This is a genomic window from Actinomyces oris, from assembly GCF_001937665.1.
Classification (GTDB): Bacteria; Actinomycetota; Actinomycetes; order Actinomycetales; family Actinomycetaceae; genus Actinomyces; species Actinomyces stomatis.
On sequence record NZ_MSKL01000025.1, the window covers coordinates 221,510 to 244,496 of the forward strand.

Annotated in this window: 16 protein-coding genes; 5 read left to right on the forward strand and 11 right to left on the reverse strand. The window is 68.5% G+C overall.

Annotated elements, in window-relative coordinates; translation table 11 throughout:
* Positions 1 to 15: 15 nt before the first annotated feature.
* Complete coding sequence (nudC, locus tag BKH28_RS10345) at positions 16 to 1,131, reverse strand: NAD(+) diphosphatase (RefSeq protein WP_075418717.1); 1,116 nt, start codon at positions 1,129 to 1,131, stop codon at positions 16 to 18.
* A gap of 309 nt (positions 1,132 to 1,440) precedes the next feature.
* Here nudC and BKH28_RS10350 point away from each other — a divergent pair, with 309 nt between their 5' ends.
* Both BKH28_RS10350 and BKH28_RS10355 read left to right on the forward strand, forming a co-directional pair.
* On the forward strand, positions 1,441 to 2,673 hold the full coding sequence (locus BKH28_RS10350) for a cysteine desulfurase family protein (protein ID WP_075418718.1): 1,233 nt from the start codon (positions 1,441 to 1,443) through the stop codon (positions 2,671 to 2,673).
* A gap of 35 nt (positions 2,674 to 2,708) precedes the next feature.
* A complete protein-coding gene (locus tag BKH28_RS10355; RefSeq protein WP_075418719.1) occupies positions 2,709 to 3,074 on the forward strand; it encodes a DUF5655 domain-containing protein in 366 nt (121 codons plus the stop codon).
* Positions 3,075 to 3,136: 62 nt separating this feature from the next.
* Here the strand turns inward: BKH28_RS10355 and BKH28_RS10360 are convergent, their stop codons facing one another.
* Entirely contained in the window at positions 3,137 to 3,433 is a 297-nt protein-coding gene (locus tag BKH28_RS10360; RefSeq protein ID WP_075418720.1) for a hypothetical protein, read from the reverse strand.
* 402 nt (positions 3,434 to 3,835) lie between these two features.
* On the opposite strand from BKH28_RS10360, the gene mnmA reads away from it, so the two are divergent.
* Entirely contained in the window at positions 3,836 to 4,957 is a 1,122-nt protein-coding gene (gene mnmA, locus BKH28_RS10365) for a tRNA 2-thiouridine(34) synthase MnmA (RefSeq protein WP_075418721.1), read from the forward strand.
* 140 nt (positions 4,958 to 5,097) lie between these two features.
* On the opposite strand, the gene BKH28_RS10370 is transcribed toward mnmA, so the two are convergent.
* From BKH28_RS10370 to BKH28_RS10385, 4 genes are all read right to left on the reverse strand, one after another.
* Positions 5,098 to 5,919 (reverse strand): hypothetical protein, encoded by an 822-nt coding sequence (locus BKH28_RS10370; protein WP_075404201.1) that lies wholly within the window; start codon positions 5,917 to 5,919, stop codon positions 5,098 to 5,100.
* Complete coding sequence (locus BKH28_RS10375; RefSeq protein ID WP_009397884.1) at positions 5,919 to 6,695, reverse strand: ABC transporter ATP-binding protein; 777 nt, start codon at positions 6,693 to 6,695, stop codon at positions 5,919 to 5,921. The genes BKH28_RS10370 and BKH28_RS10375 overlap by 1 nt, the downstream gene beginning before the upstream one ends.
* On the reverse strand, positions 6,692 to 7,078 hold the full coding sequence (locus tag BKH28_RS10380) for a GntR family transcriptional regulator (RefSeq protein WP_009397883.1): 387 nt from the start codon (positions 7,076 to 7,078) through the stop codon (positions 6,692 to 6,694). Before BKH28_RS10380 ends, BKH28_RS10375 begins: the two co-directional genes overlap by 4 nt.
* Positions 7,079 to 7,274: 196 nt before the next feature.
* Complete coding sequence (locus tag BKH28_RS10385; protein WP_256695756.1) at positions 7,275 to 9,416, reverse strand: DUF4132 domain-containing protein; 2,142 nt, start codon at positions 9,414 to 9,416, stop codon at positions 7,275 to 7,277.
* Positions 9,417 to 9,918: 502 nt separating this feature from the next.
* On the opposite strand from BKH28_RS10385, the gene BKH28_RS13855 reads away from it, so the two are divergent.
* Positions 9,919 to 11,079 (forward strand): hypothetical protein, encoded by a 1,161-nt coding sequence (locus BKH28_RS13855; protein ID WP_256695758.1) that lies wholly within the window; start codon positions 9,919 to 9,921, stop codon positions 11,077 to 11,079.
* Complete coding sequence (locus BKH28_RS13860) at positions 11,076 to 11,990, forward strand: hypothetical protein (RefSeq protein WP_256695760.1); 915 nt, start codon at positions 11,076 to 11,078, stop codon at positions 11,988 to 11,990. The genes BKH28_RS13855 and BKH28_RS13860 overlap by 4 nt, the downstream gene beginning before the upstream one ends.
* 129 nt (positions 11,991 to 12,119) lie before the next feature.
* Here the strand turns inward: BKH28_RS13860 and BKH28_RS10395 are convergent, their stop codons facing one another.
* From BKH28_RS10395 to BKH28_RS10420, 5 genes are all read right to left on the reverse strand, one after another.
* Entirely contained in the window at positions 12,120 to 15,008 is a 2,889-nt protein-coding gene (locus BKH28_RS10395; RefSeq protein ID WP_178388865.1) for a DUF4132 domain-containing protein, read from the reverse strand.
* Between the two features lie 977 nt (positions 15,009 to 15,985).
* Positions 15,986 to 18,133 (reverse strand): hypothetical protein, encoded by a 2,148-nt coding sequence (locus BKH28_RS10405; protein ID WP_009397877.1) that lies wholly within the window; start codon positions 18,131 to 18,133, stop codon positions 15,986 to 15,988.
* Positions 18,130 to 19,305 carry a VWA domain-containing protein gene (locus BKH28_RS10410; protein WP_009397876.1) on the reverse strand — a complete coding sequence of 392 codons (1,176 nt, stop codon included), beginning with the start codon at positions 19,303 to 19,305 and terminating at the stop codon, positions 18,130 to 18,132. Before BKH28_RS10410 ends, BKH28_RS10405 begins: the two co-directional genes overlap by 4 nt.
* Positions 19,302 to 21,833 carry a DUF5682 family protein gene (locus BKH28_RS10415; protein WP_075418725.1) on the reverse strand — a complete coding sequence of 844 codons (2,532 nt, stop codon included), beginning with the start codon at positions 21,831 to 21,833 and terminating at the stop codon, positions 19,302 to 19,304. Before BKH28_RS10415 ends, BKH28_RS10410 begins: the two co-directional genes overlap by 4 nt.
* The gene (locus BKH28_RS10420; protein WP_075418742.1) at positions 21,830 to 22,954 is read right to left on the reverse strand and encodes an ATP-binding protein; all 1,125 of its coding nucleotides are present in this window, start codon (positions 22,952 to 22,954) and stop codon (positions 21,830 to 21,832) included. The genes BKH28_RS10415 and BKH28_RS10420 overlap by 4 nt, the downstream gene beginning before the upstream one ends.
* Between the last annotated feature and the right edge of the window lie 33 nt (positions 22,955 to 22,987).

Here is a 22,987-nt window from a genome sequence, read left to right on the forward strand (position 1 = left end):
CTGCACCGGGCGGGGTCAGCTGACGATGGGGCCGCCGTACCAGTCCTCGATGAGGAGTCGGGCGATGGAGGTGGGGCCGGGCAGGAGGATGCTGCCGTCGTCGGCGGCCGCGGTGAGCTCGTCACGGGAGACGAGGCGGGCCTCGACGACCTCCTTGCCGTCGGGTCGGGGCCAGTCCTCACCGGGGGCCAGGCGGGCGCGACAGCCGAGCATGAGGGAGCGCGGGAAGGGCCAGGGCTGAGAGACGACGTACTCGACCTCGGCGACGCGCAGCCCGGTCTCCTCCCGCACCTCTCGGGCCACGGCGGCCTCGACGGACTCGCCGGCCTCGACGAAGCCGGCCACGACCGAGTAGCGCCGGGGAGCCCAGGTGGCACCGCGCACAAGAAGGAGGCGGTCGGAGGTGTCGGTGACCGTCATGATGACGGCCGGGTCGGTGCGCGGGAAGTGGACGGTGGCGCAGTCGCTGCACCGACGGGCCCAACCGGCCTCGATGATCTCGGTGCGTCCGCCGCAGCTCGGGCAGTAGGCGGAGCGGGCGTGCCAAGCGGCCAGGGCGGTGGCCGTGGTGGCCAGGCCGGCGTCGCGGGCCGTCATCTGGGCGCCCATGGCTCGCAGGGCGGAGAGCGGGTAGCGCTCCAGCAGGCGGCGCAGGTCGGGGTGGTCGACGGCGGTGCCCTCGGCATCGGAGCCGGTGGCGGGCGGCTCGGGGGCGTCGGGCACCTCGAGGGCCTGGGGCACGACGACGGCGATCCAGCTCGGACCGGCGGGGGTTGCGTCGTCGACGAGCTCGCGACCCATGTAGAGGACGGTCAGGTCGGGGCAGCAGGTGGGGGCTGAGGCTCCGAGGTAGCCGACGCGCAGATCGGGCAGACCCCAGCCGCTGCGGGTGCCGGGGCCCTCCCAGGCGGTGGCGCCGGGGCTGCCGATGAGGCTGGGTGGGGTGAGGCCGTCGTCGGGCAGGTCGGGGTGGATGGCCGGACCGGTCAGGGCGACACGGCCGCGGGCGTCGACCAGCAGCAGGCGGGTCTCGGGGTCGGCGGCGAGGCGCTCCAGCAGCCCGGGCTCACTGCGTCGCTCGGCGTCGCGGTCGGTGGCGGAGCGGGACAGGGCGAGCTGGTCGGTGCGCATGGGGTCACTCTCCCACCCCCCGCTTCGAAGCGCACATGGGCACGCCCATACCGATAGGAGATGAATATGGAACTCGGCATCCTCTGCGACGTCCACGACGCGGCCTGGGGCTCGGAGGCACGCGGGTGCGAGGCGAGGCCGGCGGGAACGTGTCCTTATGGGACGGCTTTGGCGACGAGCCGGTCGAGCGCCATTGGCATCTGTACAGGTCAGAGCGTTACGGGCCGGCTCCACATGCGAAAAGCGGTTTCAAAGTCGTCCCATGTGGACAAAGTCCGGCTCTTCTGAGCTGCCGTCTAGGCTGGGGGTGTGCGCACCTATCTCGATCACGCAGCCACCTCCCCGGTCCGCCCCGAGGTCGCCCGGCAGGTCGCCGAGGACCTGGCCAGTGGGCTCGGTGGCTGGGCGAATCCGAGTGCGCAGCACACCGCGGGCCGGCGAGTGGGAGCCCTGCTGGCACAGGCGCGTGCCCGCCTGGCAAGTGCCCTGGGGGTGGATGCGCATGAGGTGCTGCTGACCTCCGGCGGCACGGAGGCCGATGCCCTGGTGGTCTCGGGCCGGGCGCGAGCGGTTCCGGGCGGGCGACTGGTGCTCTCTCCGATCGAGCACCCGGCGGTGCTGGACTCGGCGCACACCGCCGTGGCCGAGCTGGGCGCGGGGCTGAGCCTGCTGGAGGTCGACGGCGCGGGGAGAGTCGAGCTCGACTCGGTGGATCGGGCGGCGGCGCCGGCAGCCGATACAGGCCACTCCCCCGCTTCCCTGGTCTCGGTCATGACGGCGAACAATGAGACCGGAGTGGTTCAGGACATGGCGGCGCTGGTGGCGCACGTGCGGGAGGCGAGTGGTGCCGGGCGCCCCGGCGAGACCGGGTACGTGCCCGTCCACTCCGACGCGGTCGCGGCGCTGGGGAAGGTTCCTGTGGACTTCCATGGCTGGGGTCTGGATGCGATGAGCCTGACGGGGCACAAGCTGGGGGCGCCGGTGGGCGTGGGGGCCCTGGTGCTTCGCCGCGACCTGGCGTTGACGCCGGCCACGGGCGGGGGCCGTCAGGAGCGGGGGATCCGCTCGGGCACTCAGGACGTGGTGGCGGCCCGGGCGCTGGCGCTGGCGGTGGAGCTGGCGGTCGCCGAGCGGGAGGAGCAGGAGGCCCGGCTGGCGGTGCTGCGACGTCGGATCCTGGAGGGCGCCGGGGCGCTTCCGGGCGTTCACGCCACGTTGCCGGAGGGCGCCGATCATGTGGCCTCCACGGCGCACTTGTGGTTCGAGGAGGCCGACGTCGAGGCGCTGCTCATGGCCCTGGACCTGGCGGGGATTGATGCGTCGGCGGGGTCGGCCTGCCACGCCGGGGTCACCCAGCCCAGTCACGTGCTCCTGGCGATGGGCTTTCAGGAGGGGCCGGCCCGCTCCACGCTGCGCTGCTCCCTTGGCCGGGAGACGAGCCCCGAGGACGTCGAGCGCCTGCTCGCCGCCCTGCCCGCCGCCCTGGAGGGAGCCAGACGAGCCTGGAAGGTGACGCACAAGGCGGCAGGGACACACTTGTAGCAGCCTCCAGTCCGACGAAAGGTGAGGAGAGCCGCATGCCAACCGCCTCGAACAAAATGATCGGCGACTTCAGCGGCAAGCCGGCATCGGCCGCCATGTACGCGGTGATCGAGTCCTACGTCGTGTCTCTTGGCGCCGTCACGAAGCACCTGACGGCCCAGGTGAGCTTCTCCGTCAACCGGAAGTTCCTGTGGATCTGGGCCTACGAGAAGACGGGCGACGGCACCCTGTTCCTGAACGTGAGGCTCGACCGACCCGTGGAGGATCCGCACTTCCACCGCGTCGACCAGGTCAGTGCGAACAGGTGGAACCACCACGTCGTCGTCAAGACGATGGAGGCCACGCAGAGCGACTGGCTCCGGGACCTCATTCGCGCCGGCCACGAGTTCGCCGCCCGTTGATCAGTCCTCAACAGCAGCGCAATGGCGCCATACAGCCGACTAACTGTTCGCGGATCCGCCTCTCACACACGATCGACGAACTGGGCGGCGATCTCCCGAGGAACGGGGTCCCATTCTCGTACGTACCTAATGGCTCGCACATGCCCGTCTCTTCTCCCGGAGTCACGCAGACTCCGTACCTCGGCACGATCCAGCGGGCTCTCCGAGAGCATGCGATCGATCGACAGGCTGTAGGTCTGCCGGAAGAACATTCGTTCCTGCTCGCTCTTCGTCATCGGACGCTCTCGACCATCTGCTATCCGCCAGATCGCCAGCAGCATGGCGAAAATAACCAAGAAGGCCAACCACGTATCAGACATCGCAGCTCCTTTCGTGAACGATGAGGCATGAGCACACTGACACGGACTGCCACCCTTTTGTCGAGTCGAGCACGACGACCGGCATGATGCCGTTGTCCAGACGCCGCTGGAACATGCTCAGGCGCTGCCGTCGGCATGCTCGCCCACCACGCTGAGAACGCGCTTGTACTCCCCCGACGGAAAACGAAGAACGCCGAGCATCGGTGCTGATCGCGCACGGTCCGGGAGAGGCCATGGGCGCCGATGGAGTACTCATCAGGCATGACAGCTCCTTCCTCAGCGCTATCTATGCCGGGCACCACGAGGTCCCCTGGGTTGTTCCGGTTGCCCCGTCGCGGTCAACCTGCGGTAGCCTGCCACGGCCTGTAGCAACGGCTACCCGCCTGCCTGAAGGAGACCCTCGTGCGCGTCCTTGCCGCCCTGTCCGGCGGAGTGGACTCCGCCGTGGCCGCGGCGCGCGCCGTCGACGCCGGTCACGAGGTCGTGGGCGTCCACATGGCCCTGACCCGCAACCGCGCCCAGACCCGTTCGGGCTCGCGCGGCTGCTGCTCCATCGAGGACTCCGCCGACGCCCGCTGGGCCGCCCAGATCCTGGGGATCCCCTTCTACGTGTGGGACCTGTCCGAGGAGTTCGAGGAGCGCGTCGTGGCCGACTTCCTCGACGAGTACCGCGCCGGTCGCACCCCCAACCCCTGCGTGCGCTGCAACGAGCGCGTCAAGTTCGACGCCCTGCTCGAGCGCGCCCTGGCCCTGGGATTCGACGCCGTCGCCACCGGCCACTACGCCCGCCTCACCGGCGGTGCCGCCTCCAGTCGCCCAGGCGAGACCACCGGCCTAACACTGCGCCGCGCCGCCGACGCAGCTAAAGACCAGTCCTACGTCCTGGCGGTCTCCGGCCGCGACGGCTTGTCCCGCGCCCTCTTCCCACTCGGTGACGCCCCCTCCAAGGCAGATGTACGCGCCGAAGCAGAGCGACGCGGCCTCCCGGTGGCCTCCAAGCCCGACTCCTACGACATCTGCTTCGTCGCCGACGGCGACACCCGCGGCTTCCTCACCCGCAGCCTCGGCGTTCACGAAGGCACCCTGGTCTCCCCCGACGGCGACGTCCTCGGCACCCACGACGGCTATTTCGGCTTCACAGTCGGCCAGCGCAAAGGCCTGGGCCTGACCCGCCCGGCCCCCGACGGACGGCCCCGCTACGTCATCGAGACCCGGCCCTCCACCAACGAAGTCGTCGTCGGCCCCGAAGAACTGCTCAGCCGCAAGAGCGTCGACGGCAACAACCTCATCCTCCTGGCCGACCCCCTCCCCCTCAACGACGGCGACCTCGGCTGGCAGGACGTGACCATCCAGGTGCGCGCCCACGGACGCCCCCTCCCCGCTGACGTTGCCGTCGATGTCGAGACCGGAACGCTGCGGGCCAAGTTGCACCACCCTTTGCGAGGCCTGGCGGCCGGCCAATCCGTCGTCGTCTACGGCGGCGACTCCGGTGACCAGGTACTGGCTCAGGCAACCGTGGCCTGAGCTGCGCGTCGCAGGACGGGGGCGCTCAGCCGACGATCCCCTGCCTGCCAGCACGAAGGAAAGGCGCGGCCGCACGACTGGTGCGCCGCCCCGGCATCAGCAGAAGAACCGATGCCAGGCCGGCGCACCACGCCCCCGCCTCAGCGCAGGGAGGTGTGCTGCTCGATCGCGCGCACCGCCCACCAGGCCAGGACCACAGCCAGCACCGGCCCGACGACCACGGACCCGACACCGATCACCGACGGCTGGACGCCGGTTCGGAGCGCCTCAAGGAACTGCGGCCACATCATCTGGCTCGTGAAATCGCCGGTGGTGACATCCATGCTGAGCGGCACGAAGAGAACGGCAATCAGGGCGAGTACCTGATTGACCGCGTAGAGCAGGACGAGCCCGATCATGGGTGCCCCGAACCCGAGGTGGTTGAAACGGCCCTGCCCACCGATACTCATCACAGCACCGACCTCGATGACAAGCGAGAAGAGCCCGATGAGCACGATCAGGACGAACAAGGCCGTTTTGCCCGGTCCGGCCGTATCAATGGCCCAGAGCACCGGCTGGAGCACATCTTCGGTGGTGGACCCGATACTGTGGGCGAGAACGGCGCACCAGGCGATGAGACCACCCAGGCAGATCGCACCCTCGACCAGCACCACTACGCAGGCGTAAAGAGCCTTGGCCGCGAAGTGCACCCGTCCGCGAACCGGAACGGCCATGGTGAGGTAACCGCGCTGCCCGTACATGGACTGCCAGTAGTCGACGGCGACCTGAACCATGACGGCGACCGGTATCGCGATGATCACCGCCATGGACGCCAGCTGCATGAGGCCGGCCAGCGCCGGCACGTCGGCCAGCAGCCACCACAGGCCGAGGAACCCGAGCAGAACGAGGCAGCAGGCCCCTGTCACAGAGGCATTGCGCCCCACCTGGGTACGAGCCTCCTCGATGAAGAGCGTGCGAAGCATCAGCGGTACTCCTTCCGGAACAGGGCGTCCAGGCTCGTGGAATGGGTCTGACGCAGATCGTCGGCATCGCCGGCCAGGAGCAGGCGACCGTCCTTGAGGAAGACGACGGAGTCGACGATCGGCTCGACGTCGGCGATGAGGTGAGTGGAGATGAGCATGAGGGAATCCGATTCGAAGTCGCGCAGGACGCCGTCGAGGATGATCTCGCGGGCGGCCGGATCAACACCGGAGATGGGCTCGTCGAGCAGGTAGACCCGGGCGCGGCGACTCATCATCAGTGCAATGCGCAGCTTCTCCCCCATGCCCTTGCTCATCTCCTTGATGGAGCGCTCAGCGGGCAGAGCGAAGAAGTCGACCAGCCGGCGGGCCTTGGCGGCGTCGAAATCGGCGAAGAGCCGAGAGAACTGGGCGATCGCCCGAGGCGGGGTGAGGCTGGTGGCCAGGAAGTCGGCGTCGGGCAGGAAGGACACCAGCGCCTTGGACAGCGGCCCGGGGGCATGCCCGGCGATGCGCACCTGACCCTCGTAGTCGGCCAGGACGCCGGCGAGAATCTTCAGCAGAGTGGTTTTGCCGCAACCGTTGGCGCCCATGAGGCCGACGATGCGTCCGGCGGGCAGCGACAGGCTCAGATCGCGCAGGGCAGGACGCCCGCGATAGGTCTTGGTCAGGTGGCGCACGGTCACCAGGGGCGGGGCGCCATCCAGGGACGGAATGGTATTGAAGCGTGCATCGGAGCCTTGCACATCCGACGGCGCCGCCGTCAGCGAACTGCTCATGAGGGCTCTCCTGATTCGTCAGTGGTGGAAGCCGGCCACCGTTCGGCAAGGGTCTCGCCCGCTTGAGCGAGATCCATACCGATGGCGGTGACAGCGGCGATGAAGGTGTCCGTGGCGCCGACGGCGAGCTCACGTCGGACGGCGTCGAGCACCGCGGCATCAGCGGTGACGAAGCGCCCGGCAGTGCGCTCGGTAACGGTCAGGCCGCTGCGATCGAGCTCGGCGAGGGCGCGTTGGACGGTGTTGGGGTTGACCCCGGCCTGCGTGGCGAGATCGCGCACGCTGGGGATCCGGGTTCCGGCGGGCCAGATGCCGGTGACGATCCGCATGCGGAAATCATCGACCAGCTGGATCCAGATCGGACGCGAGTCGTCGAGATCCATGGCTCTCCTAGTGCTCGGGGACGGGAAGTGCTCATGAGCGCAGCACAGGCGGCCTCAGCAGACCACCTGTATTACTGCACTAATACAGTGACACAAGGAGGGGTTGCCGTCAACCCGAACGGCCTCGAGCCCACACTCGGACTCGAGGCCGCAGCTCCTCGTCGGTCAGGGTCGACCACCCCTTCCCACCGAAGGCTCAGTCAGGAGGATCGACGATGGCGCGGTAGTCGGCATAGCACTCGGCAAGAAGCGCAGGCGGCACCTGCTCCAAGGGCACGACCCGACGACCATCGACCAGGCACAGGGGACCAGTGGTCACTACCTGGTCCTCACTCCACACGTCCACCCCACTGAAATCGATGACGCTGCACAGACCGGCTACCGGGAAGTCCTTGAGGAACGTGCTGTACCAGTGGATGTTGGAGTCGGGCTCGTAGCCACGGGACTTGGCCCGTTTGCGCAGGTCACGGGCAATGACACGCCTTCCCGCCCCATCGTCGATGCCCCGCTGCCCCTTGCCCACCTTCGGGACCCGAGCAGAGAACTGGTCGAAGAGCGGAGCGACCTCGTAGTCGGCCAGGTGCTCCCACCAGTCGGCCACTTCCGCCTCCGACAACAGCGTCCCGTGTGCCAGTCCGACCACGGCCTCCGAAGGCAGCTCCAGGACGGCGTCGTCAGCCCCCAGAAGCTGACCGTCCTCGGCGGGGCGGAAGGTCCAGGCCTGGGGCGCCTCGCCGCCGCCTTCCAGCTCATTAGGACTCCCACCCTCGTCCTGACGGCGGGCCACCCAGACCAGACGAGCCGCCAGGTGCCGGGCCAGCGGATGGTCGGCGAACAGCTCCCGCCACAGCGGAAACGGCCAGGAGCGCCCGACACACATGGCCTCGTACAGACGCCGCCTCTGGACCTTGAGGACAGCGGCCACCTCCTTGCGCGCAAAGGTCAGGCGGCGCCTGGCCTGCGCCACGATCTCACTGTCCTCGCCCTTGCGTGCGGCGGGCAGACTCTTGCGTGCCCGTCCGTCGGAGTCCGTCAGGGCGATGGTCAGCTCAGGGGTCAGGCGCCCCAGGAACTCGCGCTCGCCGTAGGACAGGTGCAGCAGGCCGTCATGTCCGAAACCGGCCGTGGGGACGCTGCGGTCACCGAGCTCGGCCTCACTCCAGCCTCGCTCGGCGGCCACAGCCCGAGTGAGCAGGTTGGCGAAACCACGCACCTGCGGCAAGCGGTGCTGGGCTGCAGCCGAGACCATGACCTGCAGGGCCTCGGCGGACGGGTTCGCGGCGACGGCGGTCAGGACGGTCTCGGACTCGGCGCGCCATGTGGCATGGCGGCTCAGGGCGCTCCTGGCGGCGGCGGCAAGACGCTCACCCTCCATCCCGACGGCGAAGGCGAGCAGCCCCTTGTTCTTCAGGCTCTCCCCCTTGACGGCCTCACGGTTATGGGCGACCCAGGACTCGACGACGAAGGCACTCAGCTCACGGGCGTCCGCCGCATCGAGCAGGCTCAGGTAGAGCTCGATGGTGCCGGCCCCGTCGGGGGTCTTGAGCCTGTAGGCCTCGAGCACCCAGTGGCGCACGATGTCCGGGTCGAGCGGCGTCCCGTCGGCGAGCCTCACCTGGGGCAGAGCCTCGAAGGGGAACCAGTCCAGGGCCACCGGAGGGCGCTTCAGTCGCCGTTTGGGAGGTGTGAGGGCCTCCGCTGTGACGATGTCGGTGACGTCATCCCCGTAGACCTGCAACGTGCGCAGCAGGTTGGCCCGCGCGAGACGGTCCTTCTCCTGGGCGCGGGCGGCACGCAGTCGGGCGACGCCGTCGGGAATCATCAGACCGGCCAGCCAGGCCGCACCCACCCGGCGCACGTGCGCAATCGGACTCATCACCGCCTCAAGGGCCAGATCCCCGACCTCGGGGAGGCCTGAGAGAAGCTCCTGGGCCAGCATCCGGTTGAACTCGGAGCGCCCCACCGCGACCTGCGCCAGGGCCGGCACCATGCTCTGGGGAACGGCGGGGAAGTGGGCGAGCGCGCACAGCACTCGCGTCGCCGACGTGGAATCCTCCAGCAGGTCACGGGCCCTGGCCAGGTCCTGGGCCATCCACGGCCAACTGTCCTCGGACTCACAAGTCCACAGGGCCCAGCCCCAGGTGATCGTGCGCACCACCTCGGGCGGATGCCCCGCCCGGGCCAACGCGTCGGCGACGAGGCGCGGATCGGTGTCCCACGGCAGGCCCTCCTCCAGGCTGTGGCGGTGAGTACTTGTGCCGATGTCCCCGTCAGATATGTTCAGGGAGCGGCACAGGTCATCGAGCGCCGCAGCGCGAGCCTCAGGAAGAGGAATCATCGGGGGAACCACGACCGGTGAAGTGTCACCCGACTCCGCTCCTGCCTGTTCCACCTGCTTCACGACTTCCTGACTTGTGTCGTCGGACGGGTTCTGAGACCTGGGCGTGACCGGCATAGCCGTATTGTGCCGGCCCTCACGAGCACCGGATGCGGAAATGACGGAGCATTACTCCGGACATACGTCCTTCTAGACGAAGGTATATTCACCAGTTGATCGGTCATCTATTTCGCCTCTCGGCCGGACCGCTTCCTTCTACGCTACGGCCCTGTCTCCGTCTCCTGACTCCTCCTCCCCCGAATTCTCTTCTCCCGAGATCCCCTCATCCACGACCCCGCCACCCACGGCACCAACCCAGGTCGCCCCGGTCTCCGCCTTAACACCATCACCTCAACGACGGCATCGGGCACGGCTCGGAATTCTCAGCGTCGTCGTCGTTCTGGTCCTGGCACTCGGCGGTGGAGGGCTGTGGGCACTGACGCGCGGCTCCAACCCGCTCTCAATGGTCAAGGCCCCGATCCTCAAGGCTCAGCAGGACCTGTCCAACCTCGGCAAGGAGCCTGCGGCAGCACCCTTCGACGCGAGTGGCACCACGGCAATCACCAACAAGCAGCTGACGATCCTGCGGGTGATCGCCGATCACCGTGAGACGCTGGTGGCCCTGAGCGCGAGCTCATCGTCGTCCTACGCCGCCTGGCAGGTTCCTGTCCCTGACAACCTGGCGGGGCAGCACCTCAACTGTCGAATCAACGCCAAGACCTTCGACTGCGGTGACCAGATCAGCGTCGACCTGGCCTCGGGGATCAACGCCCCCGCCAAGCCGTCGACCGTCTCCGCCGCCTCCCCCACGACGCCCGCCTCAGCGGTTCCGGCCCAGCCGAGCGACAACAGCTCCGACGCGCCCGCCCAGACCGGGACTCCGAGTGCTCCCAGCGGCACGACCTCTGCGAACCCCGCGGCCCCCTCCGCCACCTCGTCCTCCACTCCTGCCGCAACAGCGTCACCAGGTACGGCGACGTCGGCGCCGGCGCCCGCCTCGGTGCGGCTCGGCGATACCCCCAGCAGCGGAAAGCCCCTGTCGGTCAGCTCCGACGGCACCGTGAGTGTCAACCGGGACAAGGTCTCCGGCCTGAAGCTTGACGGCACCAAGCCGGTGTGGGCGACCCGAGTCGAGGCGTCCCGCAAGCTCGCCGGTGTCAGCCTGCCGATGAGCCGCGATATCTGGGTGGTCAGCGACGGCGTCACCGTGGCAGGTCTCGACGGCAGCAGCGTGCTGTGGTCGAGCAAGCTCCCCAAGGACGTGGGCGCCCTCAACACGTTGGGTACCGAGGTGGTACCCCGCTGGCAGACGAGCAAGGGCGCCATCGTCATAGCCTACCCGGACTCGCTGCGCGCCCTCGACCCAGTCGATGGAAGCACGATCTGGCGGGTCTCCACCCCAGTGACCTCATGGGCGGCCGGTGATGGTTACGTCGTGGTCTTCAACGGCTCGACGACCTCAGTCCTGGCCTTCGACTCCGGTTCGAGCTCGACCCGCGCCACGGCTCTGCCGACCTCGGCCCCAGTCTCCGCAGATGCTCCCGACCTGAAGGAGCTCAAGAACGCGGACCTCGACGTCCCGGGTATCTGCGCGGAGGCCTTCAGCCGAGGGGGTCGGGGATGACGAGGGCCGACATAGTCGAGCAGGCCCCGGAAAAGACGAAAGTCACCTTCTCCGATGGCAAGGCCGCCGGCACCGCCAGAGGTAACGGCCTGGGGGGCGGCTCGTCGAACACGATCGCCATGAAGTCGACACAGCTGGGTCTGTTCGGCACCTCACCGGTGATGGTCGCCGTCCTGGACTGCAACGCCGACCTTCCCGACTACGGCTTCGATGTTCTTGTCGCCTACAACGCTGACAAGGAGATGGTCGGCTCCCTCATGATGGAGGGCAGCAACGAGATCGGCTGCGTTCCCGCCCCGCACATGGAGAACCTGCGCGTTGTCGGCGGCACCGTCATCTTCGACGAGCCGCAGCTGCGGCTCTACGGTGACGAGTCCTGCCGGACCTGCGGCGGCAGCGCCTCAGCGACGGTCACCGCGCAATGGGACGGTCAGGCCCTGACGCTCGCCGACGTCGTCTACCACATTCCGGGCAGCCTGCCCATGAGCGGGGACCACCGGCGCCCGTCCCTGGCCGAGGTGCAGAAGGTCTATGACGCCCTCGCCTCGGGGCAGGACGACAAGGCGGCCGAGCACATCGATCCCACGATCCTGCCTTTCATGGATCAGCCCGCGGAGCGGGTACCGACGGGTGACACGATGTGCACCGCCTTCCTGCCCGAGGGAGGCAAGGTGGTCGCCTGCCTGCTGGCCGGCCCCAAGGACTCCTCAGGCGCCTCGGTCGCCAACTCCATGGACCTGGATCAGGGAACGATCATCTGCCCGATCGCCCTGGACGATCCGTCGAAGCCGTGGATGACGCCCAGGCCGAGTACGAACAACAGTGAGCAGAAGCAGTACGGGTCCTGGCTACTGCTGAGCTCTGACATGGAACGCTTCCGAATCACCCACCTGCAGCACAAGGTCAACTGACGGCCCCGGGCGCGTTGTGGGGGTGCACCGTCGACGAGATGGTGCACCCCCACAATGACGTCGGAGGAACTGTTCAGCCGCGCCGCCTACGAGCGCGGCCGCCCCCCCTGCGGGCCCTCACCACCGCCTCTAGAACAGTCTTGTCCTGTCCTCCCAGTCCGGGTCGTAGGCCCCCAGCGCCGCCAGGGCCGCATAGTCCGCGTAGCACTCGGCCAGTAGCGGCGTGGGCACCTCGTCCAGTGCCACCAAACGACGACCAGTTCCGCGACGCAGCTCCAGGCTGTCGGTCGCACACGGGTTGTTACCCCACGACACGAAAGCACCGGTGAAGGTCAGCGCGACAGTGAGGCCCGCTGCGGGGATCGTGCGGAGATACTCGGTGAACCAACCCCCGTCCTCCGTTCCCCCGCGACGGTACCCGCGCTGAGAGGCGACATTGCGCACGGAGTAGGCGTCGGTCATGTGCCCACGAAGATCGGTGAGCCGCTGCTGGCCCGGTGTGATGACGGGTGCGAGCGCGGAGAGCTGGTCGAACAGCGGCTCGACCTCGTAGTCGGCCAGGTGCTCTCGCCACGCCGCCACGGCGTCGGGCCAGATGATGGTCCCGTGCGCCACCGTGATCTCCCCCTGGCCCGGGAGGTCGACGACGGCGTCGTCGACTCCCAGCAGGTCCCCTTCCGGTGTGGGACGGAAGACGATCGACTCGCCGCCGTCAGCCGGGTCGAGCTGCCAGATGACCCGAGTGACGAGGTGCCTCATGAGCGGGTGGGCGAGCAGAAGGTCACGCCATTCGACAGGACTCCATCCGCGTCGCACGCACATGGCCTCGTAGAGCCGGCTGCTTTGAAGGGAGAGCACGTTCTTGGCCTCCTTGCGGGAGGCGGTGAGCTGTTTCTTGGCGGCTTTGACCGCGTCCGCATCGTCGTCGGCCCGGGGCGCCGGCAGTGAGGCCCGGGTCTTCCCATCCGGCCCGGTCAGTGCGATCTTGAAGTCCGCGGTCAACCGGCCGGTGAAGGAACGGGCTCCGTAGCTCAGGTGCAGCAGGCCGTCAGAGCCGAAGCCTGCAGTGGGGACGGTCCGATCCTCCAGCTGCTCGGCGCTCCAGCCCCGTTCGACGGCGACCTCGTCCACCAGCTCGCGGGCGGTCTTCTGCAGGCTCGCCATCTTGTGACGCTGCGCCACGCCGATCAGCACCTGGAGAGCGGGATCCTGGCCGTTGGCTCGAAGAGCCCGAATGAGGACCTCGTACTGGGGACGACGGTTGCGGTGGCTCCGCATGTAGCTGTGGGTCAGGCTGGCGAGCTCGCCGCCATCGGCTCCGACGGCGAAGGCCATGAGGCCCTTGTCCGCCATCGCCGAACCCAGATACGTCCCCTGATGCTCGTCGTAGATCTGCTTGACGTAACTCTCCAGAGGTCGAGCCAGCCCCTGCCTGGCCCTTTCCCGTTCCTCAGGATCGTCGCTCTGGGCTGCCGAGGTCCAGTACCGCTGGAAGTACTGATACCGCTTCAGCCCGATGTCCTGGGCATGGGCGAGGCTCTGCTCGGGGCTCGGGTGAGCGGTGTCCCGCGCCGCCCAGGCTCTGACCAGATGGAGGGCCAGTCGACGGGCATCGTGCGGGTCGAGGAGGGACAGATACAGGCCGATGAGGCCCCGACCGTCGGGATCCTTCATGATCACGGCCAGGCTCACCCACCAGCGGATCACCAGCGAGCTCACCGGGGCGCCGTCTCGCCAGCGCACAGTGGGCAGGCCGTCCCAGTCGAGCCAGTCCGGACCGGCTGCTGGATCGGCCTCCAGTCCCTCGGCAGCCTCCTGCTGGAGACGGCCGGGAGACAGGAGCTCGGTGAGATCCTCGCCGCAGGCCCGCATGGCTTTGAGCATGCTGGCACGAGTCGCCGCATCCTCTTCTGTGGCGTAGGCGGCGCGAAGGGGGTCAAGGGATCGCTGAGGGGCCTGAGCGGCGATCCACTCGGCCGCGGATCGCCTGACCTCCGCTGACGGGTCCTTCAGCATGGGCTCGGCCAGGATGGGTGCGGCCGGGGAGACGCTGAGCAGCCGCTGCACCCGACGTCGCAGCCGTGGGGAGGCCGTGACCGCCATGCGCGCGAGCCTGGGGAGGAGGTCGACGGGCAGTCTGGGGAATGCCTCCAGAATGTCCAGCGCACGAAGAACCTTCTCCGAGCTATCGAGCCCTTCGGCCAGGTCATCGAGGTGCTCCCACGCCCACGGCCAAAGGATCACGGGATCTCCCGTACGCCAGACCACGTCACGGACCGCACCGTCAATCGGGAGGTTGAAGTGCCTCAGCACCGCTTCAATGGCTCGAGGATCGGCATCCGCGTCCTCTCCCCACGACAGAGCGTCTCTCCATCTGGTGGAGGGCTCGTCGGCGGTCAGCCGCAGAAGGTGGACGACTGACAGGGACGGCACGAAGGAGCCCAACCACCCAAGGCGGTACTTCCTGAGAATGGCCGGGACTCCTGTTGATCGACCCTCGGCGACTGCGATGAAGGCCTCCACATCCTGTTCAGTGGCCAGGTACCTCGCGGCGATCTCCTCCCGAGATTCCGCACCTTGAGGATCCCAGGCGTCATCGACGAGCCGGTTGAGGATGCGCCAGAGCTGCTGCCGTGCGGCATCGGCCGGCTGGTCGAGAGCGATGTGCTCGACCTCCGGCAGAACGACGGGAGCCTGCTCGGACTCCTCACTCGCCCACCGGGAGAAGGCCGCACGGGCACGCAGCTGCTCGACCGCCACGGCGAGCACGGGGTTTTTCTCGGCCGCGACGTCGAGAAGATCGTCATCAGCTCCCTCGGCCAGGTGGTCGAGCAGGTCGGTGGAGCGTTGGAAACCTGCTTTGCTGCGGATTGCCTTCCCGGACAGGAGCTCGGCGAGGGCCTCACGGCGTGGGGTATCGGGAACCCGCCCCAGCAGGTCGATGGCTTGGAGACGCGTCGTGCGCTTCTCCTCCAGCGTCAGTGGGACCAGGAGGTGGGCCACAGGCCCAAGATCCATGTCAAGACCGGCCAGGAGCAGCACAAGATCACGTCGGTCGTACTCGTTCAGGCTGCGGATGAACGACGCCGGAATCCGCGACCCGTGTGACTGCAGGTACTCCGCGATTCCCGGGAGACGGCAGGGAACTCGACTGTCGTCATTTAAGTACGCGTATCGTGACAACCACAAGGTCAGTACCAGGGAGGGGATTTTGCCCGCTTTGACTCCATCCAGGGCCAAGACCTCAGCGAAGCGCTCAGGCCCCCACATCAATCGCTCTTTCACCATATTCACCGCCGCCTCTTCCCAGGGGTCGACGGTTCTGACCACATCCTCGTTCAAGAGAAGTAACCAGAGAGGGGTGAAAGCCTTCCGGCGCCAGTCCTGTTTTCCCGGAGTATCGGCAGCCCAGATCGCACGAAGGAGCTGACCATATCGCCACCACTGTTGAGCACTGAACGCATCACAACGATACAGACTGTCACGTAGTGAATACAGAACACGGCGACGATCTCGAGGGGGCTCCCTCATATCCGACGACCATGCGACACCTACTGCAGACAGCCGATCTGCAAGATCGTCCCTCACAGGAAGTGTTCTATTCAGCTCGCCAACACCACCGAACAACGCGTCCGTCTCCGGCTCCTGCCACACCTGCTCCACGACATCCGCAGACTCTCCCGAGAGCACATAGGAGACGGCCTTCTCATGGAGGTCTGCACTGATCACCCGCAGGGGCAGGAGCGCCCTGGCCAGTTCATCGGATGGGACGACCTCACACATTTCAGCGACTTCTTCCCGATTCACAACACTCTCCATAAGCATCCGCACAGCGCATGCATCCGACTCGATATACCGGTCAGCAGACAGTCATCCTACAGGTGCGGTATCGTGCCCTGAGCGCTTTCTCCATTTCGAGCTGTCGGTTCCCGCCGCCGAGAGGTCCGTGCAGGCTGTGCGGGCCGTGTGCCACTCGGCCGGAGGCTCCGGTGATATCAGAGCGTCAAGGCGTCGAGCCGGTCGATGACGGCGCAGGCCCGCAGCACAGCGCCGGGACTCGGCCGGTCGTCCACCTCGGTAAGCACGGCCGCCAGAGTGGTGAGCTGGAGGTCACCGGCCATGCGGACTCGCGCGCGCAGCACGTGCGCCACCGTGCTCGTGGGCCGTGTCGTCCCGGAGGCCGCGAGCGCGGTGAGCGCCTCGCGCACGTCCTGGACCAGTGCCCGTATAGGCATGCGATCGCCCCGGTTCGTATGGGCCTCGTGAGTGTGCGTCTCCTCCACGCGTCTGCGCAGCCGGCCGTATCCCCTCCCGGAAGCGCCGCGAGAAGGAGGGAAAGTGGCCACCAGAAGGCTGATCCGGTCGTGCTCGCGCACGAAGACACCGGATGGATGGTCGCCCTCGACGGTGATGGCATGCACCTGAAGTTCGCGGGAGAGCACGTCGGAGACCATCTGCATCTCACCGCCGCCGACCTCCATACACAGCAGGTGCCTGCGCCCGTCGGTGCTCGTCACCGGCAGCAGGTAGTGCTGGTGGACCTCGTCGATGCTGATAGGTCCCAGGCCGTCCTGGGCAACTATGATCAGACGGAGCCGGGGAACGGGCGCCTCGAAGCGGGCGACCTCCGGCCCGGATCCGGTCTGTTGGAGATGATCGGCCACGGCTTCCAGGTCGATGTCGTCGTAGCCGGCCTCAGCGCTGCGGCGGGTGACGGACGTGCGGTTGGAGGGGGCCAGGGAGCCGTCGGGCCGGCGCTCGGCACCGGTCAGGCGTAGGGGGCCGGACAGGATGTTCCTCATCGATGTGCCCCACAGGAGGGTGGCGTCCAGTGAGTAGTGGAAGGCGACGTCGGTCCCGGCGGCTCGCCCGGTGGTGACCATCTCCGGTTGGTCGTGGTCCAGGTCCCAGAGTCTGACGGTCAGTCCTCGGCTTCCCGAGGGGGCCGTCCACCAGGTGGCGCTCAGCGGGAGCAGCAGCCCGGTGTGGGCCGTCTCAGTGTCGGTTGGCCCGATGAGAGCGGGGTCGGGTGGGCCGGTGACGGCTGTGAGCGCCTGGGTCAGGGCCCAGGCCGCGGCCAGGGCGCTGAGGACGGTGGCCTCATCGACGGCGTCGTCACGCTCAGCGAGAGCCCGGAGCCTCCCGGCGGCGGAGGTCAGCAGCCGGGACAGTCGGGGCAGCTCCTCCAGACGGGTGACCTGGGCCAGGCGCTCCAGGTCGGTGGCGCTGCGGGGGCCGGCGTGTGAGATCCCCGCGGAGAGGAGAGTCTCAATGGCGGTTGCGACCGTTGAGACGACGTCCCGCTTCCGGTCGTCGAAGGTGGACTTCTCATCCGGCCACGGCCAGGGGCGGCCTGCGCGGGCGAAGAGTCGGATGACGGCTTGAAGGCACCAGGCCGCCTTGGCGGCCGAGGAGTGACGTCCAGAGACGATCATGCCTCGTGGCCCCAGTCCCGCGATCACAACGATCTCGGGAGCGTCGGGCCAGGTGATGCTCAGGCGTCCAGGAGCACTGGTCACGTCGGTGGGGGCAGCGAGCCGGTCCGGTGCGGTTCCGGCCAGGGACGCCTGCGCGCGCCGCCGGGCCTCAGCCCCCAGGGACTTCTCGACGTCGGCCGGCTTCCAGGCGAGGACCTCCTCCAGGACCGGATCGCTCGGGGGCCCTTGGGCGGGTGCGGGGGTGACGGAGGCATCCGGGGATGCGGGGTTCGTCGGCGTCTCGGCGGCCGTGGTGCTCTCGTCGGCCCCGTCCCGGTTGACGGCTTCGCGCAGCCACAGGCAGGCGGCGAGGATGTGCACGCAGATGCCGGCCACGGGGCAGGGACAGCGCGCGTCCTGCGGGCCGGAGACGGTCAGGGTGACGGGAACCGCTGGCCGGCCGACTCCGATGGTCACTGTCCCGGGTACTGGCTGCTCCCCTGCTTCGGGATCAATGGGCCCGTTGACGGGCTCGACCCGGCCGGCGGCCAGCTCGGCACGTCCGCGACGCAGCAGGCCCCGGTTGCCCAGGGCGATCAGGGCGACATCGTCAAGCGCACCATAGACCGAGAAAGCAGCTGCCCAGGAGTCACCGCAGGCTCCCGGGGTCTGTGAGGCATCGGGGGCGCCGGCGGAGCGTTGAGACTGGCCGGTCCGCTCGTTCATACAGTCACCTCAGCCAGCCAGGAGGCGAACCGGTCCGGGGTCATGGCGGCGATCCTCATACCGACCTCGGACAGGCGCTCGGCCACGTCATGGTCGTACCAGGCGTGTCCCCTGTCGTCCAAGGAGACCAGCCCCAGCACGGTCATGCCTTGGGCAACCAGGTCACGCACCCGTTTGACGAGGGTGGACACCGATCCCCCCTCCTCGAAGTCGCTGATGACCGTCACAATCGTCCGACTGGGGCTGGTCACCGTTCCAGCGGCGTAGCCGACGGCGTTGGCTATGTCCGTTCCGCCTCCCAGCTGACTGGTCATGAGAACCTCGACGGGATCGTGAACCGTGTGGCTGAGGTCGACGACGGTGGTGTCGAAGACGGCCAGTCGTACGGACAGGCCGGGAAGACCCGCAAGGATCGAGGCCATGATGGCACTGTGGAGCAGGTTGGAGGCCATGGAGGCGGACTGGTCCACCAGGATGATGACGTCCCAGGTCAGGTTGCGTCTCCTCTGGCGGGACATGAAGCGCACGTCCTCGACGATCATGCGGCCCGTGCCCGGGTCCACGTTGCCCAGGTTCGCGGTAATAGTGCGACGCCAGTCGAAGTTGCGCGCCAAGGCATGAGGACTGTTGCTGCGCCGACGGGCTCCGCTCAGGGCCGTCGTCACGGGGTGCTGAAGGCGCTCCATGATGTCGGTGACGATCCGGGAGATGAGGGCACGCAGCCCGTCAGTGAGTTGGGGTAAGATCGTCCCCTTGATCCGCAGCAGTGCGGCCCCGAGCTCGGGACTGGTGTCGATGGCCTCAATGGCGTCCGGGTCGGCCAGCAGCTCGGAGAGCCCGTATCGGGTCAGCGCGTCGCTCTCAAGTCGTTGCAGGGTGGAGGCCGGGAAGAGCCTGCGGGCGCCATCGAGCCAGTCGACCGCCCGTATGACCGATGGTCCCAGGGTGGCTCTCGTGCCGTCGCCGCCTCCGGCGCCCAGCCGGTGCCCGCGGCCCGTGTACTCGCGGTCATAGATGTAGCCCAGGGCGTCATCGAGGTCGGCGTCCTGGTGCCTGCGCGGCAGTTTCGGCTCGGCGTATCGGCCCAGCACCATGCGCCAGCGACGTGCTGCCAGGTCACCCTCCGGCCCCTCCCAGGAGGCGGAGGCGTTCAACGGCGTGCCGCTCGTCATCCTGCCCACTCCCCCAGTCCGTCGCGCACCAGGGAGGCGACCAGGTCCCGTTCGATCTGAGACCCGAGCGCGACGTGGGCCGGATCCACGGTCCAGACGGTGTCGAGATCGGAGGCGGCGGCCCCGATGAGCTGTGCCACCATCTCTGCCAGGCGATGGGTCTCCACGGGCCTCAGTGCGGTGAAGGCCCGCCGCAAGTCGGGCAGTGCGGCGACGAAGGCCCGATCATCAAGGCCGGTCAGCGCCCCGGTGACGGCCTCGACGGCGTCGGGAGAGTGCAGAAGCACGTCCGGGGCGGATCGCACCAGGCCCACGATGAAGTCTGCGGCCCGTGCCGGATCCGCTCCCATTGCGAGATGAGTGACGACGGCGCACACCGCCTCCTCCTGGCTGAGTGCCCTGACGGAGGCCGCGATGCCGGTGGCACAGCCGACAAGAACCGCGGCTGCGTCGCGGCTTCGACGCAGAACCTCGATCTGACGCAGTACCGCCCCGAAGCCGGCGCCCTGGGCAGCCTCACCCATGCGCTCATCATCGGCAGCCGATCGGATGATGAGGTCCCGTACCGAGATGAGGGCATCGACGGCCTGAAGCGCCTCCTGGCCCTCCAGGCCGACCAGATCGGAAAGACGCCGGGCGATCATGGCGTCGCCCCGGTGCAGAATGGACCGGATCCGGGCAGCGGCATGGTCCAGGCGCAGTCGGGACGTGGACTCGATCAGGCCCGCCAGCCGGTGCAGGGCCTCAACGAGCTCCCCCAGGTCGCTGAGTTGTCCGAGACTGTTCTCAAGGCGGTCGCAGACGTCGCCGGCCTCGGCGTCGAGCCCCATGACCGCCAGCTCACTGACCAGCGTTGCCAGAGTCGCGGCGCTGAGCTCACCGGTGAGCCGCTCAGCCAGTCGGGTTCGCACGAGGACATCGAGATCGGGGGCCTCCTGTGCCGCGCGCACGAGTGCGGCCTCCACCATGGGGGTCCAGCTGTAGACCCACTCCTCGAGGAACTGCCCCATGCCGGTGCCGGCGACGAGGTCGGCACCTGAGATCTGGTGGGCGAAGCCGGAGCCGACGAAACGCAGGCGGGCGAGCAGCTCGCGGCGCTCGCGGTGGCGAGGTCGGCGGCTGGTGTCGAGGCTGACGCGGTGCTCGACGGCGTCGTCGATGATGAAGCGCGCGGCGCGCAGACGGTCACGCACCTGGCGGACCAGTGGCGGGGTGGCGATGCCGTCGGGCACCTCTCCCACGTTGGAGGCGGCCAGGACGGAGGCGACAGCCGCTCCCAGATTGCCCGACAGCCCGGTTTCGTCCTTGACCAGGCAGCTGGTGAGGGCGTCAAGGATGTCGCAGCGTCCGGGCCATGCCCGGCCGCGCAGTGCGGCCAGCCGCATGGCTTGCTCCACAGTGGCCAGCACCTGGGCGGTCCCCAGTGGTTCGCCGAGCTCACGCAGGGCGGTGGCGACATCGATGACCACGGTGGTGGCGAAGGCCCGGGCGGCTCCCGCCGGCTCCGGGACGGACCTGGCAGTCCGCCGCGTGGCTCGTCGAGGGCCTGTGCCACTGCCCTCGAGAGGACTGGCCCCGGTGCGGGCCCGCCAGGCTCGCTGCCACAGGCCCGGTGAGGGCATGCCGGCGCCGTATCCGCGCAAGGCGTCGAGGCGGGCGAAGTCGTAGCGGATGAGCCATGCCGGCCCGCCGGGTTGGGGCTGCGGCTCGGGCAGCCACGCGGCGTGCTCGGTCGCGTCGAGGCAGTCGAGCAGTGCCATGATGTGAAAGCCCCCGGTGACGACCACGACCGGGGCGGCCGGAGCAGCGGTGCCCTTCTCACCGGCACCGGTCGGTGCGGCTGCCGGCAGGTGCCGTCTCAGGGCGGCCGACATGACGGCTTCGCGGGCGTGGGTGCCGTCGGCGTCGAGGACCTCGCGCTCAACGTCGAGCCGTGCCAGCCCCGACCATGCCAGTGTGTCGGAGAAGAAGCCGCGCCAGGATCGGATATCGGCGGTGGCTCGGTCCTCGAAGAGGTGCTCCCAGACCTCGTCGTGGTCCCGGCAGCCCAGGCGCCGGGCGAGGGCGTCCAGGCTGCGCGAGCGGGCCAGGTACCGCTCGGCCTGGAGCGTGCGGGCGACCGCGCCGCGAGCATCGTCGCGGGGATCGTCATCATCTCGAAGGCAGGCGCTGCGGTCGATGAAGGCGGCCTCGGCCCCGTGCTGCCCGGCCCATCGCAGAGCCACCCACTCCGGGGAGAACTCGGCCAGCGGGTAGTAGGAGGCGGTGCGCTCACCCAGGGAGAGCAGCGCAACCGGCGGTACGGTTCGCGGGTCCTGGAGGGAGGGCAGGAGGGCGGCGTACTCGACCGGCCCCTCGATGAGAACCGTGGCGGGATGCACCTCCTCCAGAAGCGCCGACAGGGCCAGAGCGCAGGCGGGTGAGTGGTGACGGACGGGGACGAGGTGAACACCCGCTTCGCCCCAGCGCCGCTGGGAGTCCAAGGCGTGCTGGAGCCGGGCGGGAACCTGCGTCGTCGAAGCACTCACTCCCACAGTCCTTGGGAGGCGACCAGGAAGTCTCTCCACTCGGCGCTGCTCTCCGCCCGTTCACGCACCACCGAGTCGAGGTAGAAACGGATGCGTGTGGCGTCCTCGCCCTCGCCCTTGAGTGCCACTCCCACCATCTGGCGGGCGATGTCGGATGCCCTCACCGTGCCGTCGCCGAGGTAGCGGGCACTCAACGACGCAGCCACACCGACGTTGACGGCCTCGGCGGTGGACATGACGGTCTCGGGGCGCTTGACCGGGGTGCCGGCCTGCGTGGTCCCGGTACGCAGGTCGGCGAAGGCGGTGACCAGGACGTCGAGTACCTGGGGACTCATGGGCACCCGCTGCTCACCGAGCTCGGAGTCCAGGGCACGAGCAATGAGATCGGCCTCGAAGGCGCGGTCTGCGATGGGGCGGACCGTCTCGAAGTTGAAGCGCCGCTTGAGCGCGGAGGACATCTCGTGGACGCCCCGGTCCCGCAGGTTCGCGGTGGCGATGACGTTGAATCCCTGAGCGGCACTGACGCGGAACCCGTCTCCCAGCTCCGGGACCATGAGCTGCTTCTCGGAGAGCACGGAGACGAGCGTGTCCTGGATCTCGGGCGGGCAGCGAGTGATCTCCTCGAAGCGCACGATGCTGCCCTGCTCCATGGCCTGGTAGACCGGGGAGGGCACCAGGGCCCTGCGCGTGGGGCCCTCGGCGATGAGGAGGGCGTAGTTCCACGAGTAGCGGACGTGGTCCTCGGTGGTGCCGGCCGAGCCCTGGATGGTCAGGGTCGAGGCGCCGCAGACCGCTGCGGCGAGGAGCTCGGAGAGCATCGACTTCGCGGTTCCCGGCTCGCCGACGAGCATGAGGCCCTGGCGACCGAGCAGCGTCACGATCGCCCGGTCGACGAGGGGGTCGTCCCCGTAGAACTTCCGAGCGATGCCGAGGTCCTCGTCCCCAACGATGAAGGCGCGCACCGAGTGGGGCGACAGGCGCCACCCCTGAGGGATCTCCGCACCCCGCTGGGCGTCCGCGGCGGCGAGGGCGGCCAGCTCATCGGCCCACCGCTCCTCAGCGGAAGGACGCAGTACCTTCTTCGCCTCAGGCACAGGCAGCCCGCTCGATCCTGCGGTCATCATCCTGCCTCCAGAGATCGATCGGTGCGGCCT